Source organism: Yoonia vestfoldensis DSM 16212 (assembly GCF_000382265.1).
Classification (GTDB): domain Bacteria; phylum Pseudomonadota; class Alphaproteobacteria; order Rhodobacterales; family Rhodobacteraceae; genus Yoonia; species Yoonia vestfoldensis.
Window position 1 is genome coordinate 178,855 of sequence record NZ_KB907973.1, and the last position, 16,815, is coordinate 195,669.

Consider the following 16,815-nt stretch of genomic DNA (forward strand, 5'->3'; position numbering starts at 1 on the left):
GCCTACGATGCGGCGGCGATCCGCAGCATATCGCCAGTCCTGCTGCACTGCATTTGCAAGACGCCCGTTCACCCGTTAGCGTAAAGCCACAATCCCGAAAGGCAGGCTTTATCGTGCTGAGAAATACTCTGACCGCTGGTGTGATCGTTGCGACCGTTTTTTCGGCAGCGCCTGCCGTGGCGCAGGTGGATATGGGTGCCTATCTGGCGGGACGTCAGGCCGCGACCGACAATGATTTCGCTGGTGGCGCGCTGTACTTCGGTCAGGCGCTCGAGGCTGATCCGGGAAATCCGTTGTTGCTGGACAGCGCGCTTGCGTCGTTGGTGGCGTTGGGCGAATTCGACAAGGCCGAGATTTTGGCGCGCGAGATGGTGCGGCTTGAACGGACAAGCCAGATCGCTGATCTGACGATCAACGTCGTCGATGCGTCAACAGGCAATTGGGACGGCATATTCGAGGCGCTGGAAGGTGGCCGGTCGATCGGCCCCTTGATCGACGGGCTGACACAGGCCTGGGCACATATGGGCAACGGCAATATCCGCCGGGCGCTGGGGCAGTTCGATCAGGTGATCGAAACCGAGGGGATGGAAGTTTACGGGGTAACGCACAAGGCCTATGCGCTTGCCTCTGTCGGTAATTTTGAAGAGGCAGAGGCGCTGTTTTCCACCCGTGGAACGGACATGGAATACAGCCGTCAAAGCGCCATCGCCCGGATCGAGATTCTCAGCCAGCTCGGCCGGAATGCAGATGCGCTCGCGATCCTGCAAGCGATCTTCGGCGCGCGGCTCGATCCGGCTGTGGCCGATCTGCGCGACGCGCTGGAGGCGGGTGAAACGCTGCCTTATTCAGCGGTGCAAACCCCCCGTGCGGGCATGGCCGACATGTATCTGACGGTTGCGGTGCTGGTGCAGTCAGATGCCCCTGATACCTATACCTTGCTGTTCGCGCGCGCCGCGACCTACCTTGCACCGGAAAACACCCCCGCCGTCCTTATGTCAGCCGCCTTGCTGGAAAGGCTTGGCCAATATGATCTGGCCAATACCGCATACGCCGGGATCGCCCGCGACGATCCATCGTTCTCGTCTGCCGAGATCGGCCGTGCCGAGGTTCTGCGTGCAGCCGGAAAACGCGACGCTGCGATCGAGGTGCTGGAGGCCTTGTCGCGCAGTTACCCCGATCTGCCGCAGGTCTTTGCCGGCAAAGGCGACGTCCTGCGCGAGGCGAACCGGCTGAACGATGCCAAGACAGCCTATACGCGCGCCTTGTCGCTTTATGACGACACGGCACCCGCGAAATGGATCGTGTATTACACGCGCGGCATCACCAATCACCAGCTTGATCTGTGGCCCGAGGCAGAGGCTGATTTCCGTGCGGCGCTGGCGCTGGCACCGGACAATCCGCAGGTGTTGAATTATTTGGGCTATTCGCTGGTCGAGCGCGGGGAAAAGCTGGACGAGGCGCTTGCGATGATCGAAACGGCCGTTGCTGCCATGCCCGACAACGGCGCCATCGTCGATTCGTTGGGGTGGGTGCTGTTCCGGCTTGGCCAATACGAAGAGGCGGTCGCGGTTCTCGAACGGGCCGTCACACTGGAAGCTGTCGATCCGGTGATCAACGACCATCTGGGCGATGCTTTTTGGGCGGTCGGGCGCACCACCGAGGCGCGGTTCCAATGGCAGCGGGCTTTGTCATTTGGTCCTGAAGATGTCGACGCGCAGCGCATTCGCGACAAACTGGATCGTGGTCTTGATCTTGTGCTGATCTCCGAAGGCGAAGAACCGATCCGGTTGGCCCGTGGCAACGATTAAGGCCACAGCCCCGGCCAAGGTCAACCTGACCTTGCATGTCACCGGCCGTCGCGACGACGGCTACCACCTGCTGGATAGTCTGGTGGTCTTTGCAGGTGTCTGCGACCAATTGAGCGCCACCAGTTCCCCCGACATGCGGATCAGCGTCAGCGGCCCGTTTTCGCCCGGTGTGCCGACCGACGACAGCAACCTGATGATGCGCGCGGCGACCGCGCTGCAACAGGCGCGCGGTGTCGAAATGGGTGCCGCACTGACGCTGGAGAAACACCTGCCGCATGCGGCGGGCATCGGCAGCGGGTCGTCGGATGCGGCGCTGACCTTGGCGATGCTGGCAGAGCTCTGGGGCGTGCCGCCTTTGCCCGCCGATTCGCCCGAGGTGGTCGCCTTGGGTGCCGACGTCCCAGTCTGCCTGCAAGCGCCCGCACCCACGCGGATGACGGGCATCGGCGAAACACTGTCGGATGTGCCGCGCCTGCCGGATTGCGCGCTGGTGCTGGTCCGCCCGCCTGTCGAGGTGCCGACGTTGGCTGTTTTCCAGGCTTTGACCACCCGCGATGGCAGCGGCATGGATGATCTGCCGCAGGGGATGGATTACGACGGTTTCGCGCAATGGCTGGCCGCACAGCGCAACGATCTGCAAGCCCCCGCCGAGAGCATCGCGCCGGATATCGCCGAGGCGATTGCAGCATTACGCGCTTTGCCGGTCGTCAGCTATGCGGGCATGTCGGGGTCGGGTGCCACGTGTTACGGGCTGGTCAAGGACATGGCCACCGCCCGTCAGGTCGCGCGCCGGATGCAGGTTGCGCATATGAACTGGTGGGTGGCCCCTGCGGCGGTGCTTCAGCCCGCCTGATCGCGGCGCATCAGCGTCACGAATGTATCGCCGTAGCGGCGCTGATCCTCGACGGTGAAGCCTTTGGGGGCGACTTGCCCGCGCCCTTCTTCCCAGACGATCACCGCACCCGGCGCGATCCAGCCTTGCCGCAAGGCCGCGTCAAGTGCGGCATGCCCCAGCGCCAGACCGTAAGGCGGGTCAAGGAACACCAGATTGCAAGGCTGGCCCGCGGGGATCGCGACGGCGCTCGTCGGGATCAGCCGCGTGTCCCGCTCGCGCCGGAGTTTGACGATATTGGCGCGGATCAGCGCCTGCGCCGCGCGCCCGTTATCGACGAATGTCGCGTGGACCGCGCCGCGCGACAAAGCCTCCAGCCCCAAGGCCCCGGTGCCTGCGAACAGGTCCAGCACCCGCGCGCCGCGCACGGCATCGCCGAACCGCCCGCCTTGCAACACGTTGAACAGGCTTTCGCGCACGCGGTCGCTGGTCGGGCGCAGATGGGCTGCGTCGTCGCCGATGCCGACATCCGTCAGATGGGTGCCGCGATGGGTGCCTGCGATGATCCTCATGCGGTCAGCAGCGCCTTCATGTCGGTGGCAGGGTCTGTGATCAGCGCGGGGGCAGGGCTCCGGCCCGCCTCGATCAGGCGCTTGCCGATCATGTAATTGCGGGGATCGTTCATCGCATCGACCGCCAGCAGGTCACTGCCGCGATAATACCAGTGCGATTGCACGCCCGGCGCCTCGCCCTTGCGCACATGCACATCGGTATAGCCCGCATTCAGCCCCGCGATCTGGAGCTTGCAGTCGTATTGATCCGACCAGAACCAAGGCTTGGGCTGGTAGGGCAGGTCGCGGCCCATGATATTCAGCGCCACCGCCTCGGCCTGATCAATCGCGTTGCCCACGCTTTCCAGACGGATGCGGGTGCCGTGAAACAGGCAGGACGCGCAATCGCCCGCCGCCCAGATATGCGGGTCGGACGTGCGGCCGTGGCCGTCGGTGGTGATCCCGTTGTCCACATGCAGGCCCGCACTGTCGGCAAGGATCGTTGCAGGCGTGATGCCTGCGCCGACGATGGCGAAGTCGACGGCCAGTTCGGTGCCATCGGTCAGCCGCGCCCCTGTCACGCGGGTATCGCCCAGCAGACGGTCCAGCCCCACGCCTTCGCGGATCGTCACGCCATGCGATTGGTGCAGCGCGCGGAAGTAATCCGAGGTCTGGGGCGCCGCCACCCGTTGCAGGATACGGTCCGCCATTTCCACCAGCGTCACGCGCAAGCCGCGCTTGGCCGCGACCGCCGCTGCCTCCAGCCCGATATAGCCGCCACCGACGATCAGCACCTGCCGGTCCGCGACAAGCTCTGGCGCCAGCGCATCGGCATCTGCCAGATCGCGCATCGCGTAGACCCCGTCGAGCATCCCGCCGATCGCCGCAGGCAGGGTGCGCGGATGCGCGCCTGTCGTCAGCACAAGCTGGTCATAGCCCAGCGTTTCATCGCCGGTCAGCGTGACGGTCTTTGCCGCCGGATCAATCGCCACGACACGCGTGCCAAGTCGCAGGGCAATGTCCTGATCGGCGTAAAACTCCGCTGGCCGCAGATAGAGCCGTTCCTGCGCCATATCCCCAAGCAGATAGGCCTTGGACAGTGGCGGGCGCTGGTAGGGCGGCACCTTTTCCGCGCCGATCAGGGTGATCGCACCCGTGAACCCTTCGGCCCGCAATTTCGCGACGACCGAGGCTCCGGCCTGCCCTGCGCCGACGACGACAACATGCGTCATGAACTGTTCCCTTGGTGTGACCACTTGTTTTGCAGCACTCTATATGGGAAGCAATCGGCTATACAACGCGAACAGGGGGCGAAAGCCATGACAATCAAGACAGGCGATACACTACCGGATGCGACATTTTTGCAGATGGGCGACAACGGGCCGGAATCCGTGGCTCTTGCCGACAAGATCAAAGGCCGCAAGGTCGTGATCTTCGGCCTGCCGGGCGCATTTACCGGCACCTGCACGACGGCCCATGTGCCCAGCTTCATGGTCACCTATGACGACTTCATGGCCAAAGGCGTGGATGAAATCATCTGCGTGTCGGTCAACGATCCTTTCGTAATGAAGGCCTGGGGCGAAAGCACCCGCGCGACCGAAACCGGCATCACGATGCTGGCCGACGCCGAAAGCGCCTTTACCACGGCCATCGGGATGGATTTCAGCGCAGCCCCCGTGGGCTTCGTCAACCGCTCCAAGCGGTATTCGATGCTGGTCGAGGATGGCGTGGTCAAGATCCTCAACGTCGAGGCCGGACCGGGCCAGTGCGAGATTTCGGCAGGCGAAACCTTGCTGGCGGAATTGGGGTAACGACAACGGGCGGTCCAACGGACCGCCCTTTTTCACTCCGCCGCACTCAGCACCGTGCGCGTCGGGAAGGGGATTTCCACACCGGCTGCATCCAGCGCCTCTTTCACCCGCCGCTTCATATCGGCCTGATACTGAAAGAAATCGCCGCTGGCGCACCAGACGCGCACCAGAAAATCGACCGAGAAATCGCCAAGGTTGTTGACCTGAATGAACGGTGCAGGCTCAGTCCACGACCGCGGATCGGACAGGATGGTGGACCTGATCGTGTCTTCGGCGAGTTTCAGGTCCGCGCCGTAACTGACGCCGAACACCCATTCCGCGCGGCGGCTGTCATATGCGGAATAATTGACGATCGTATTGCCCCAGACCTGGCTGTTGGGAATGATGATCTGCACATTGGCAATCGACGCCAGTTCGATGAAGTTGAGGTTGATTTCCTTCACTGTCCCCATCTGGCCGTTCACCTCGACGAAATCACCCAGCTTCACGGGGCGGAAGAACACGATCATCACACCCGCCGCGATATTGGACAGCGTGCCTTGCAAAGCCAGACCGATGGCCAGACCGGCGGCACCGATGACCGCGACAAAGGATGTCGTCTGCACGCCGAAGGTGTTGAGAACGAACAGAAACGAAAAACCGATGATGACGTAGCGGACGATATTGCCCAAAAAGCTGAACAATGTGTCATCCAGATGCCGGTTCATCTGACCGACCCGCACCAGCCGCCCGCGCAGCCAGCCGCCGATGATGAAACCAGCGATCAGGATCAGGATCGCGGCAAGAACGCTGCCGAAGATCGATATCAGGAATTCCAGCGTCAAAAGATCGGCAAGCGTGCGCCCGTTGATGATTTCGGTTGTCAGAAAGTCTTCCAAGTCAGCCCCCGGCGAGCGCGTCCATCTTGGCGCCCAGTTTGGTGTCCAGCGCCGACAATCCGCCAGCGTCATGGGTCGTCAATGTCACCTCTACGGTTTTGTAGACATTCGACCATTCGGGGTGGTGATTCCATTTTTCCGCCCAAAGGGCAACCTTTGTCATGAATCCAAAGGCTTCGACGAAGTTGCGAAAGACGAATTGCTTATGGATCGCGTCGCGCCCTTCGACCATCTGCCAGCCATTGGCCAGCAATGGCGCAAGGTCGGTGTCGCGTTCGGTTTGGGTCAGTGCGTCGGTCATTGCTGTTCTTCCCTGTCGGTTTTGCGGAACGGACCGTAACTGGTCAGCACCTCGATTTCATGATCCACCGCGTCGCGTTCGGCCACCAGATAGCGGGCAATCGCATCGCGAAAGCCTGCATCCGCAAACCAGTGCAGCGAATGGACCGGCACCGGCAGATAGCCGCGCGCGAGCTTGTGTTCGCCCTGCGCCCCGGCCTCCACCCGCGCCATGCCATGGGCGATGGCAAAGTCGATGGCCTGATAATAGCACAATTCAAAATGCAGGCAGGCGTGGTGTTCGGTACAGCCCCAGTACCGTCCATATAACGTCTCGCGCCCGATAAAGTTCAGCGCCCCCGCGACAGGCTTGCCATCGCGGATCGCGAGGACCATCAGCATATCGTCACGCAGGGTCTGGTGCGCGAAGTGAAAGAAATTCCGTGTCAGATAGGGCGTGCCCCATTTGCGGTTGCCGGTGTCCTGATAGAATTCCCAGAACGCATCCCAATGCGCAGGCTCGATCTGGTCGCCCGTCAGCGCCACGATCTGCCCGCCGAACCCTTGCGCGGTCTCGCGTTCCTTGCGGATGTTCTTGCGCTTGCGGCTGGACAGGCTGGCAAGGAAATCGTCGAAGCTGCCATAGCCTTCGTTGACCCAGTGAAACTGCTGGCCGATCCGCGATTGCAGGCCCATTTCGGCCCCTGCCAGCGCCTCGGCCTCGGTGCAAAAGGTGGCGTGCAGCGACGACAGGTTGTTGTCGTCCGCGATCTGGACAGCACCCTGGATCAGCGCCGCCATGCCCACGGCCTCGAACCCCGGACGTGTCAGGAACCGTCGCCCTGTGGCTGGCGTGAATGGCACCGCGATCTGGAGTTTCGGGTAATATCGCCCGCCCGCGTTTTCATAGGCATGCGCCCAGTTGTGATCGAAGATGTATTCGCCCTGACTATGCCCCTTGGCATAAAGCGGGGCCACGGCAATGATCTGCCCGTCCTGTTGCGCGGTCAGATACCGTGGCTGCCAGCCCGTGCCGGGACCAACGGAATAGCTGTCCTCCAGCGCCTTCAGAAAGCGGTGCGTCGTGAAGGGGTCGGTCGGGCGGCCATCCGTGGCCTCGGGGCAGGCGCAGGCATCCCAATCGGCGGGGGAAATGCCGGTGATGCTGGCATGGGTGGTAATTTCGATCGCTGATCCGTCCATCTGCTTTTAACTGGGGGGCGCAGGGCGCGCGTCAAGCAAGATAACCCTCGAACGTCACATTATCCGCGATTTCGCGGGCCTGTGCCTCGGCTATCGCGGACCGGATCGTCCAGCACAGGACAGGCGCGCCCGTCGCCTTGATCTCAGCCACGCGGGGGCGGGCCAGATCAAGCGCCTCGTGGCTGATGAAACAGGCACCAACGCGGTCGTAATCGGGGATGCCGCGCAGATGGTCGCAGATCGCCGGTGTCAGTTCGGGCCAGAACACCGGATCATAGGCCGATGTCACCAGCCCGCGTGCAATGGCAGGGGCGATGGTCCGGCAGGCGGCGATGCTGTGCGGGTTGAACGACATCAGCGCGACATCGCCCGCGTAATTCGCGAGCGCGGCACAGGTCGCTGTTTCCAGCGGCCCCACATCGGGGCCCATCCGGCCATCCTGATCCTTGATCTCGATCAGCAGGGGCACTTGGCCTGCGACCAAGGCGAGCACATCGGCAAGCGCGGGGATTGTGCCGGTGTCATCCTTCAGCGCGATCTTTTCCAGTTCCGCACGGCTGCGCGCACGGACCGGCCCGCTTTGCGCGGTCAGCCGGTCCAGCATGTCGTCGTGAAACACCATCGCCTGCCCGTCGCTGGACAATTGCACGTCGATTTCGATGCCGTATCCGGCAGCAATCGCGGCCTTGATCGCGGCCATCGAACTTTCCACGCGCCCCGCCTTGCGGTCATGCAAGGCGCGGTGCGCGATGGGGCGGGCAAGGAACGCGGCAGGCAGGGTCATGCGATCTCGAAAATGCCTTCGATTTCGACCGCGACGCCAAAGGGCAGGCTGGCGGCACTGACGGCAGACCGTGCATGGCGGCCTTTGTCGCCCAAGGCAGCGACCATGAAGTCAGAGGCGCCGTTGATGACCTTGGGCTGGTCGCCAAAATCGGGGGTCGAATTGACGAAACCCACCAGTTTCACGACCCGCACCAGCCGGTCGATATCACCGCCACAGGCGGCTTTGAGTTGTGCCAGCAGGCTGACCGCACAGGCACGCGCGGCGGCGGCTCCGGCCTCGACATCCATGTCAGCACCCAGCTTGCCCTTGATCATGCCATCCGCATTGGCCGAGATTTGCCCCGACACATGCACCAGATTGCCTGTCTGCACGAAAGGCACGTAATTCGCCGCAGGGGCAGGGGCGTCGGGCAGGGTCACGCCCAGTTCGGCAAGACGGGTTTCGATCACGCTCATGTCACACTCCTTGGATGTTTGGCCGGACGCTAGCGGGCAATGCGCGGGGGTGCAATCAGCTGTCGCGAAACGCGCGGGTGAAATAATCCGCCAGCGGTTTGATCAGGTAATCCATCGGCCTGCGGTCGCCTGTGCGCACAAACGCCTCGACCGGCATGCCGGGCAGCAGGGCCAGATCGGCGGGTAGCCGCTGGATTTCCCCGTCGTTCAACTGCACTTCGGCGCGGTAGAACGACTGGCCCGTCACCTCGTCCTGAAACGCATCCGCCGACAACAGCGTGACGCGCCCCGCCAGTTCAGGCGTGCGCCGCTGGTCAAAGGCCGAAAACCGCAAGGTCACGTCTTGGCCTACAAAGACCTGATCGATGTCCGTGGTCTGCACCTGCGTCGCGATCACAAGGGGGCGGTCCTGCGGGATCAGGAACAGCACCGGATCAGCGGGGCGGATCACAGAGCGGGGCGCAAAGACCTGCATGCCATAGACGATCCCCGACACCGGCGCGCGGATGTCCAGCCGGTCAAGCTGGCGCAGCAGGGTCTGGCGGCGTTCGGCCAGTTCCAGCTGGTTGAATTGCAGATCGCGCAGGCGGGTGATCGCCTCTTCGCGGCGCGCCGATGCAAGGCCCAGCACCTGAATCTCGATCTCGGTCATGCGCTCGGCGGCTTGGGCGGCCTGCGCTGTCAATTCGCCGACACGGCCCAGAAGGCTTGCCTCTTCGCGTTGCAGTGCCAGCACGCGGCTGGCCTGCGACAGCCCGCGGTCGAGCAGGCTTTGCTGGTCGGCCAGTTCGCGCGCGATCAGGCCCTGTTGCGTTTGCAGCGCGGTCTGCTGCGCGGTGATGCCCGTGATCTGGCTTGCAATCTGGGCGCGCTGCTGGGTCAGCTGGTCGATGGATTGCAGGCTGGTTTCCAGCCGCGCCGCGAACAGCCGTTCCTGCCCCTGCATCAGCTCTGCCGCCTCGGGCGTGCCCGCGCCCAGCAGGATCGGATCGAACACCAAAGCTGTCGCGTCGTCGCGTTCCGCCTCCAGCCGCGCGCGGCGGGCGAGGATTTCGAAATACTGCCCTTCGACGATGGCCAGTTCCGATTGCAGGTCAGTCGGATCGAGGCTGATCAGCAGGTCGCCTTCCGCCACGCTGTCGCCTTCGACGACAAGGATCTCCGCCACCACCCCGCCGAACGGGTGCTGCACGACCTGACGATTGCGGTCGACCTCGATCTGGCCGCTGGTGATGACCGCACCGTTGATCTCGGCCATGACGGACCATGTGCCGAACCCACCCACCAGAACAGCCAGCGCGGCCGTGCCGATGATCATATAGCGCCGGACGGGCCATTGCGCGGTCATGACACGCCCCCTGACTGGGGTGCGGCGCGTTTGATCTGGGCGTGGTTCTGCACAAGGTCGGCCAGCACCTCGTCCTTGGGGCCGAAGGCGCGGCGCATCCCGTTGTCGATCACCAGCAGCAGGTCGCATTCCTGTATCGCCGCAGGCCGGTGCGCCATGATGAACACGATCCCGCCCGCCGCCTTGAACGCGCGGATCGCGGCGTTCAGCGCCAGCGACCCGTCATTGTCGAGGTTGGAATTCGGCTCATCCAGCACCAGCACCACGGGGTCGCCATACAGCGCGCGGGCGAGGCCGATCCGCTGGATCTGCCCGCCCGACAGCCGGCCCGTTGTCGCACTCACGCGGGTGTCGTAACCGTCTGGCAGTTTCAGGATCATGTCATGCGCCGCGGCCTTTTGTGCGGCCAGCACGACCGCCGCATCGTCGGGCGCCATCGCCATGCGGGCGATGTTGTCCTTGATCGTGCCGTCGAACAATTGCACGCGCTGCGGCAGATACCCGATATGCTGGCCCAGCACGTCCGCATCATATTGATCCAGCGCCGCGCCATCCAATCTGATCTGCCCGCCCGCCGGTTGCCAGACGCCGGTCAATGCGCGGGCCAGCGTGGATTTGCCCGCGCCGGATGTGCCGATGACCCCCACGGCCTGCCCTGCGCCCACATCGAAACTGACCATGCGCATGGCGGCGACACTCTCTCCCGGGGGAACGACGGTGATCTGTTCCGCACTCAGCCGCGCCTTGGGCCGTGGCAGGCGGGTGCGCGCTGGCTCTGGCGTGACCTGCCCCAGCAGGACCGCCAGATTGCCCCAGCCTTCGCGCCCGCGCTGGAACACGGCCCATTGGCCCACGATCATCTCGATCGGGGCGAGCGCGCGGCCGAGCAGGATCGACCCCGCGATCATCGCACCGGGCGACAGTTCCCCTTGCAGCACCAGATAGGCGCCAAGGCCCAGCATTGCCGATTGCAGGAACAGCCGGAACGCCTTGGTCAGCGCGGTATAGCTGCCGGCGGCATCCGACGCGCCGATACTGGCATCAAGCGACGCATTGCGCGCGACCTGCCAGCGGTCGAAGGCAGCACCCCGCATGCCCAGCGAATGGACCATCTCGCTTTCCTGCCGGATCTGGCTGCCTATCTGGTCGGACGCAAAACTGGCGGCATTGGCCTGCACCAAAGGCGCGCGGGTGTTGATCTGGTTCAGCACGGCCACGACGACCAGCACCAGCGCACCGCAGACGGCCAGCAGCCCCATCAGCGGATGGAAGATGAAGATGCCGAAGAAAAACAACGGCGCCCAAGGCAGGTCGAACACCGCCATCAGCGCGGGCGAGGTGATCAGCCGCTGCACGGATTCCAGATCGCGCAGGCCGGTCGCTGCCTCGCGCGGGGCGCGTTGCAAGGTGGTGGCGCGCATGACGGCTGCAAACACGCGCCGGTCCAGCCGCGCCTGAAACCGCGCACCGACCCGCGCCATGACCCGGCCGCGCACATGGTCGAGAATGCCCATCATCGCATACAGAAACGCCACCAGCACCGTCAGCGCGATCAGCGTCTCGACCGAGCGCGAGTTCAGCACGCGGTCATAGACGTTCAGCATGTAAAGCGGGCCGGTCAGCATCAGCAGGTTGACGAAAAAGCTGAAGATGCCGACGATCCAATAGAGCAGCCTGCTCTCGCGCCGCGCGCTGCGCAGTTCCGCCCGTCCTTGTGCCGCTGGATTATCCGTCATCTTGCGCAATCAATTTCCGCTTGTGCGAGGACCAAAATACAATTCGTTGGTACTGAAGGATAACAGTGTTTTCCGCCAGGCAATATAGTCCGAGCTTGACTGTGCTTTCGAAGAAAGTCGAGTTGTGTTGCGACAAAAAGCACTGCTTCCTCGTCCTCAAAGGCCCTCGGAGGTGGCGCAAGTGAGAAACCTTGCCACGTTCTGATAAATGATGTGCCAATTTGGTAATTCCGTGCGCAGAAAGCTCATGCGCACGTCCATCCCGGAAAGACGGGTCGTGTGGCTACAGCCTGCGTTGAGGGTGAAATTGACTCCACTCACCCCGCAGAGCATCCATCCGGCTAACTGCTGTTCGTCGTCGTAATGCACGAAAAGGTCTTCGCCTCCCAAACGTTCAGGCGCGACGACGCGGGTCAGGCCATTGGGTCCCGGCTCAGATGGGAAATCATTGACGTCAGGAATAGGCCGAGGCTTTCCTATATCTTCGATGGTGATGGGCAAGTCTAGCGTTAGACCCACTGTATGATGCATCGGAAGCTGGTCTGTCACTGCGAAGTCCATCCAGTCCCATGGGAGTGCAGCCGCATTGCGTCTTCCCGTTTCCGCGCGCGTGACTGGCTCGAACGTTGGAACCTCGATCCGAAACAACTGGGTGCCATGCTTGACCCCTTCTTCATGATCAAAGCGGTCCTCCAAATAGCGTTTCGGTACGCGCATCGGGACCAACCGCTCCTCCTGCTGCATCTCGATAAAAAATCCGACCATGTCCTCGTCGGGCGTAAAGTAGCGGCAGGGATCGAGAGCCGGATCAATCATGCTGGGCGGTTGCGCGTTCCTGTCCGGGCGCGGCGCCGGTTGATCCGCTCTCGCAGCAGACAGCAAGAGCGTGAAGAACCACGCAAGTGTCAGAAGCGTCTGTTTCAAGGTGAACCTTTCCCAATTGTCGTGGTGTAATGGTGGCACCGCGTCCTCAATCGATCAACTCAAGACAAGTTATCACGCGATCCTCCTTTTCAGCGGCTCTCTGGCCGGACACCCTCGTCCAAGACGGGGCGTGTTATGCTCAGTCCGCCGACCGCATGCTTGCATCGCTCCCGACTTTCGCGGTTGAAGGGTGAGAAGCAAAAGGTTTACGTATCGTGACGAAATCTGGTGCAGGCTGCGCCGGTTCGGTCTGGTCCGGATGGGGAAGAGCGTGTAACGCTTCGTACACCTCAAGATTGCAGAGCGGGTCATCTTCATGCGCAAAACCCAGTTGACGGCCATGATCGCGACGCTAGGCGGTACAGTCGCGCTGGCCTTGCTGCCATTGGCCGCGGCGGCCGAGGAGACGCCGACCTATCTGCTCACCAACGGCACGACGGTCACCGATTTCGACATGTTCAAGGAATGCGATGTCTGTCCGGAGATGATCGTCATGCCGCAGGGGTCGTTCATGATGGGGGCGATCGAGGGGGAGTCACGCAATCCGTTTGACTTCTATGGTCAAGGTGCGACGGGCCGTGTTCGTAGACCAGATGAGATCAACATTATTCCCAACGAACACCCCCGCCATCTGGTGGAGATTGATATTCCCTTCGCTGTCGCGCGTAATGAAGTGACGGTTGCTGAATGGGATGCCTGTGTGGCCGATGGAGGGTGTTCTCATACGCCCCGGCATGAAGTACTGGTTTTTGGGCAAGGCTATGTGCCGCTTGGTCCCAACCACCCCGTGGTCAATGTTTCTTTCCTTGATGCGCAGGAATATGTGATTTGGTTGAATGCCAAGGTTGGTGCCGTTGTTTACCGTCTGCCGACAGAAGCCGAATGGGAGTATGCCGCGAGGGCTGGTACGACGACGCGCTTTGCCCAAGGGGATGAGTTGACGACGGATCAGGCAAATTTCAGTCGCGCGGCGACCGAGAACGTCCGCCGACGCGAAATGCCTGACCTCGTCAATCGTCGAATGCCGGTCGAAGTTGACACGCTTGATGCGGCAAACGCGTGGGGCGTGCGCCACTTGTCTGGCAACGTTGACGAAGTCACGCTCTCTTGTTGGTCGGACACACACTTGGGTCTGCCCACAGCATCAGCGTACTTTGATCATGCGCAATCAAACAAGCCGTGTATTCGTGTCGGGAAAGGGGGAGGTTACGGAACTGCCATGGACGGACTGCGCCTAGCGAGCAGAGCACGCCCCACAGAGGACTACCGCCGTGACTTTTACGGGTTTCGCATTCTTCGCACCTTTTGATAAACGCTTTGCGTGCCGAGTCTGATCGCACCAATCCACATGACAACCATGTGCATCACCCCTGCCACCTGTTGATTGCGCGTGGAATTTGCCGCATGAGTGGGGGATGATCCGATTTTTGAGCCTTCCTGCCGTTTTGATCGGCCTTGTGCCTGCCGTGCTGTCGGCAGCGCCCTATGATGGCGTCTATCGCCAGACCGCCAATGCCGAATGTGCGCTGATCGGCGTTGATGGCGGGTCGGTGCGGATTGCGGCAGGCATCTTCTATGGCGTCGAAACCCAGTGCCAGATGACCCGCCCGGTGGATGTCAACGGGATGGAGGCCACGCTCTACACGATGGAATGCGTGGCCGACGACCAGCAATGGACGGAACGGGCGATGCTGATGCGCACAGCCGATGGCGGGGGGCTCTATATGATCTGGGACGGGTATGTCTTTGTCTACAGCCTGTGCCCGGAAGGGGCGCCATAACGCCCCGTTCTCAGTTCGTCGCGTCGCCGTTGACCAGCAGGTCCAGCAGGTTGACGATGTCGTCATCCACCACTTCACCACCCTGACTTTCCAGAATGCCTGTCGGAGCCGCCGCTTGTGGTGCCATCATCGGCAGCGGCGTCGGCATCCGCCCTTCCAGCACGCGCACCATGGTTTCGCGCCAGATCTCGGCGGGCAGGCCGCCCCCGGTCACACCGCGCAAGGGTGTGTTGTTGTCATAACCCATCCAGACACCCGTCACGTAATCGCCCGTAAAACCGATGAACCATGCATCGCGCGACGAATTTGTCGTGCCGGTCTTGCCTGCGATTTCCCAGCCATCGATGCGCGCACGCCTTCCGGTGCCTTCCTCGACGACCTTGGTCATCATCCAGGTCAGTTGCCGCGCGGCCTCTTCGCTGATGATCCTGTCGCCGATGCCTGCACCCATCGAATCCATCAGCACCGCGGAATCGCCCTGAATGCGCAGATCAAGAAGGCCGTAAGGCGTCACCTGAGACCCGCCGTTCAGGATGCCCGCATAGGCGCCGGTCAGGTTGAGCAGCGTGCTTTCGGACACGCCCAGCGCCAGTGCCGGCCCTTCGGCCAGTTCCCCTTGCAATCCGAACCCGTTGGCGACGTTGCGGACATATTCGCGCCCAACATCCTCGGACAGGAAAATGGCGGGCAGGTTCCGGCTTTCGGCAAGCGCCTGGGTCATCGTGATAGGCCCCTTGAACTCGCGGTCATAATTCTCTGGGCACCATTGCCGTGACCCGGGGATAGACCAGCATTGCGGCGCATCGCTGATCAACGCATAGGGCGAGACACCCAGATCGAGCGCCGCCGCATAGATGAACGGTTTGAACGCCGATCCGGTCTGGCGCAGGGCCTGCGTGGCGCGGTTGAACGCGCCCGTGGCCCGCAGGTTGCGCCCGCCAACCATGGCGCGGACAGCCCCATCAGCAGACATCACCACGATGGCGGCCTGTGCTTCGGACCCTTCGGCGACCTGGTTTTCAAAGACCGAGACCAGCGCCTCTTCGGCGGCGCGCTGGATACGCTGGTCAAGCGTGGTGCGGATGATCACGTCTTCGGTCGTGTTGCGGGTAAAGAATTCCGGCCCGCTTTCCATGACCCAATCGGCAAAGAACCCACCTGACCGCGCCTCGGCGGCGCGCGACAGGGCGGCGGGGTTGGCGATCGCTTCCTGCGCCTGCACGGCGGTCAGATAGCCCTGGTCCCGCATCAGGCCGATCACCACGGCGGCGCGTTCACGCGACCGTTCGATATTGGCCGTGGGGGCAAGGGTCGACGGCGCCTTGAGAAGACCCGCCAGCATCGCCGCCTGCGCGGGGTTCACCTGTGCCGCCGAGATCCCGAAATAGCGTTGCGCCGCCGCCTCGAAACCACGGCTACCGGCACCCAGATAGGCCCGGTTGAGATAGAGCGTCAGGATCTCTTCCTTGGTATAGGCGATTTCCATGCCGATGGCGAAAAGCGCCTCGCGGCCTTTGCGGTACAGGGACGATTGGCGGCAATCGGCTTCATAGGCGGCCTCGGAGTCCCATGCGGTCGAATCGTAGGGCACCCCAAGACACAGCAATTTGGCCGTCTGCTGCGTGATCGTGGACCCACCGTTGCCCGACAAAGGGCCGCGTCCTTCGCTCAGGTTGATGCGGATGGCGGATGCGATGCCGCGGGGCGACAGGCCGAAATGCCGATAGAACCGCCGGTCCTCGGTGGCGACGACGGCATTGTGCAGGTGGGGTGACACCGTGCTGGCCGTCACCATCCCGCCGAACTGGTCACCGCGCCAGGCAAAGACGTCGCCGGTGAGATCGGCCATGGTGACCGACCCACGCGCGCGCTGGTCGATGATCTGTTCGATAGGTGGCATTTGCGACGCGAAATAGGCCGAGATGCCGCCGACGATCAGTGCCGTGACCAGCCCGACCCGCCAGCTGACAGCCCAGAGGATGCGCAGAATGATCCTGAACGGCCAGAGCAGCCACCCAAGAACCGTGGTAGGGCGCCCGCCGGTGCGGGCCTTGCGCGCGCGCGCCGTACGTTTGGGCGCAGGTTTCTTGGCTGCGGGTTTTTTCGGGGCTGCCCTGCCCTGATAGCGTTTTTCGGCCACCAGCGGTGTCCGTCGATTGTCGTTGCCACTCATGATCCGCTCGACTGTTTGTGCGTCTGTTTTGCGGCATCTTAAACGGATCGAAACGAATTGTAGAGACGCGATGAGTCGCGCTGCCTGTTTTTTGTACTGCCTAATTTCTGTGCTAATGGCTTAAATTGTGCAATAATTGTGCAAACTCGCCTGATCTGCACCCGTCCGGACATAGGCAGAACCTTGCTCATGCTGCACTGCCGCGTTCTTTGGTGCGTGCAAGCGGACGCCGGGCTGGGCGTTGCCGCA

Annotated in this window: 16 protein-coding genes; 5 read left to right on the forward strand and 11 right to left on the reverse strand. The window is 62.6% G+C overall.

All coding sequences use genetic code 11. The annotated features are described in order from the left end of the window. Positions 1 to 113 precede the first annotated feature (113 nt). Positions 114 to 1,808, forward strand: coding sequence for a tetratricopeptide repeat protein (locus H147_RS0101005; protein WP_245541086.1), 1,695 nt, complete (start codon positions 114 to 116; stop codon positions 1,806 to 1,808). Further along, on the forward strand, positions 1,795 to 2,661 hold the full coding sequence (locus H147_RS0101010) for a 4-(cytidine 5'-diphospho)-2-C-methyl-D-erythritol kinase (protein ID WP_019953466.1): 867 nt from the start codon (positions 1,795 to 1,797) through the stop codon (positions 2,659 to 2,661). Before H147_RS0101005 ends, H147_RS0101010 begins: the two co-directional genes overlap by 14 nt. Here the strand turns inward: H147_RS0101010 and rsmD are convergent. Then, complete coding sequence (gene rsmD, locus H147_RS0101015; protein WP_019953467.1) at positions 2,649 to 3,212, reverse strand: 16S rRNA (guanine(966)-N(2))-methyltransferase RsmD; 564 nt, start codon at positions 3,210 to 3,212, stop codon at positions 2,649 to 2,651. The genes H147_RS0101010 and rsmD overlap by 13 nt on opposite strands. Then, the gene (locus tag H147_RS0101020; RefSeq protein WP_019953468.1) at positions 3,209 to 4,423 is read right to left on the reverse strand and encodes an NAD(P)/FAD-dependent oxidoreductase; all 1,215 of its coding nucleotides are present in this window, start codon (positions 4,421 to 4,423) and stop codon (positions 3,209 to 3,211) included. The genes rsmD and H147_RS0101020 overlap by 4 nt, the downstream gene beginning before the upstream one ends. An 87-nt stretch (positions 4,424 to 4,510) precedes the next feature. Here H147_RS0101020 and H147_RS0101025 point away from each other — a divergent pair, with 87 nt between their 5' ends. Continuing rightward, positions 4,511 to 5,002, forward strand: a complete 492-nt coding sequence (locus tag H147_RS0101025) for a peroxiredoxin (RefSeq protein WP_019953469.1) — start codon at positions 4,511 to 4,513, stop codon at positions 5,000 to 5,002. A gap of 32 nt (positions 5,003 to 5,034) precedes the next feature. Here H147_RS0101025 and H147_RS0101030 read toward each other — a convergent pair whose 3' ends face one another. The 8 genes from H147_RS0101030 to H147_RS0101065 form a co-directional block, all read right to left on the reverse strand. After that, positions 5,035 to 5,880 (reverse strand): mechanosensitive ion channel family protein, encoded by an 846-nt coding sequence (locus H147_RS0101030; RefSeq protein WP_019953470.1) that lies wholly within the window; start codon positions 5,878 to 5,880, stop codon positions 5,035 to 5,037. 1 nt (position 5,881) lies between these two features. After that, positions 5,882 to 6,181, reverse strand: coding sequence for a 4a-hydroxytetrahydrobiopterin dehydratase (locus H147_RS0101035; protein ID WP_019953471.1), 300 nt, complete (start codon positions 6,179 to 6,181; stop codon positions 5,882 to 5,884). Beyond that, the gene (locus H147_RS0101040; RefSeq protein WP_019953472.1) at positions 6,178 to 7,362 is read right to left on the reverse strand and encodes a GNAT family N-acetyltransferase; all 1,185 of its coding nucleotides are present in this window, start codon (positions 7,360 to 7,362) and stop codon (positions 6,178 to 6,180) included. The genes H147_RS0101035 and H147_RS0101040 overlap by 4 nt, the downstream gene beginning before the upstream one ends. Positions 7,363 to 7,393: 31 nt before the next feature. Further along, positions 7,394 to 8,146, reverse strand: coding sequence for a glycerophosphodiester phosphodiesterase family protein (locus H147_RS0101045; protein WP_019953473.1), 753 nt, complete (start codon positions 8,144 to 8,146; stop codon positions 7,394 to 7,396). Continuing rightward, a complete protein-coding gene (locus tag H147_RS0101050) occupies positions 8,143 to 8,604 on the reverse strand; it encodes a RidA family protein (protein WP_019953474.1) in 462 nt (153 codons plus the stop codon). Before H147_RS0101050 ends, H147_RS0101045 begins: the two co-directional genes overlap by 4 nt. Positions 8,605 to 8,659: 55 nt before the next feature. Further along, the gene (locus H147_RS0101055; RefSeq protein ID WP_019953475.1) at positions 8,660 to 9,952 is read right to left on the reverse strand and encodes an HlyD family type I secretion periplasmic adaptor subunit; all 1,293 of its coding nucleotides are present in this window, start codon (positions 9,950 to 9,952) and stop codon (positions 8,660 to 8,662) included. Beyond that, on the reverse strand, positions 9,949 to 11,688 hold the full coding sequence (locus H147_RS0101060) for a type I secretion system permease/ATPase (protein ID WP_019953476.1): 1,740 nt from the start codon (positions 11,686 to 11,688) through the stop codon (positions 9,949 to 9,951). The genes H147_RS0101055 and H147_RS0101060 overlap by 4 nt, the downstream gene beginning before the upstream one ends. Before the next feature lie 156 nt (positions 11,689 to 11,844). Beyond that, a complete protein-coding gene (locus H147_RS0101065) occupies positions 11,845 to 12,612 on the reverse strand; it encodes a hypothetical protein (RefSeq protein ID WP_019953477.1) in 768 nt (255 codons plus the stop codon). Positions 12,613 to 12,928: 316 nt separating this feature from the next. Here H147_RS0101065 and H147_RS20220 point away from each other — a divergent pair, with 316 nt between their 5' ends. Together H147_RS20220 and H147_RS0101075 are read left to right on the forward strand one after the other, a co-directional pair. Continuing rightward, positions 12,929 to 13,921, forward strand: a complete 993-nt coding sequence (locus tag H147_RS20220) for a formylglycine-generating enzyme family protein (RefSeq protein WP_019953478.1) — start codon at positions 12,929 to 12,931, stop codon at positions 13,919 to 13,921. Between the two features lie 106 nt (positions 13,922 to 14,027). Then, positions 14,028 to 14,393 carry a hypothetical protein gene (locus H147_RS0101075; protein WP_019953479.1) on the forward strand — a complete coding sequence of 122 codons (366 nt, stop codon included), beginning with the start codon at positions 14,028 to 14,030 and terminating at the stop codon, positions 14,391 to 14,393. A gap of 10 nt (positions 14,394 to 14,403) precedes the next feature. On the opposite strand, the gene H147_RS0101080 is transcribed toward H147_RS0101075, so the two are convergent. Continuing rightward, entirely contained in the window at positions 14,404 to 16,566 is a 2,163-nt protein-coding gene (locus H147_RS0101080; protein ID WP_019953480.1) for a transglycosylase domain-containing protein, read from the reverse strand. Positions 16,567 to 16,815 lie beyond the last annotated feature (249 nt).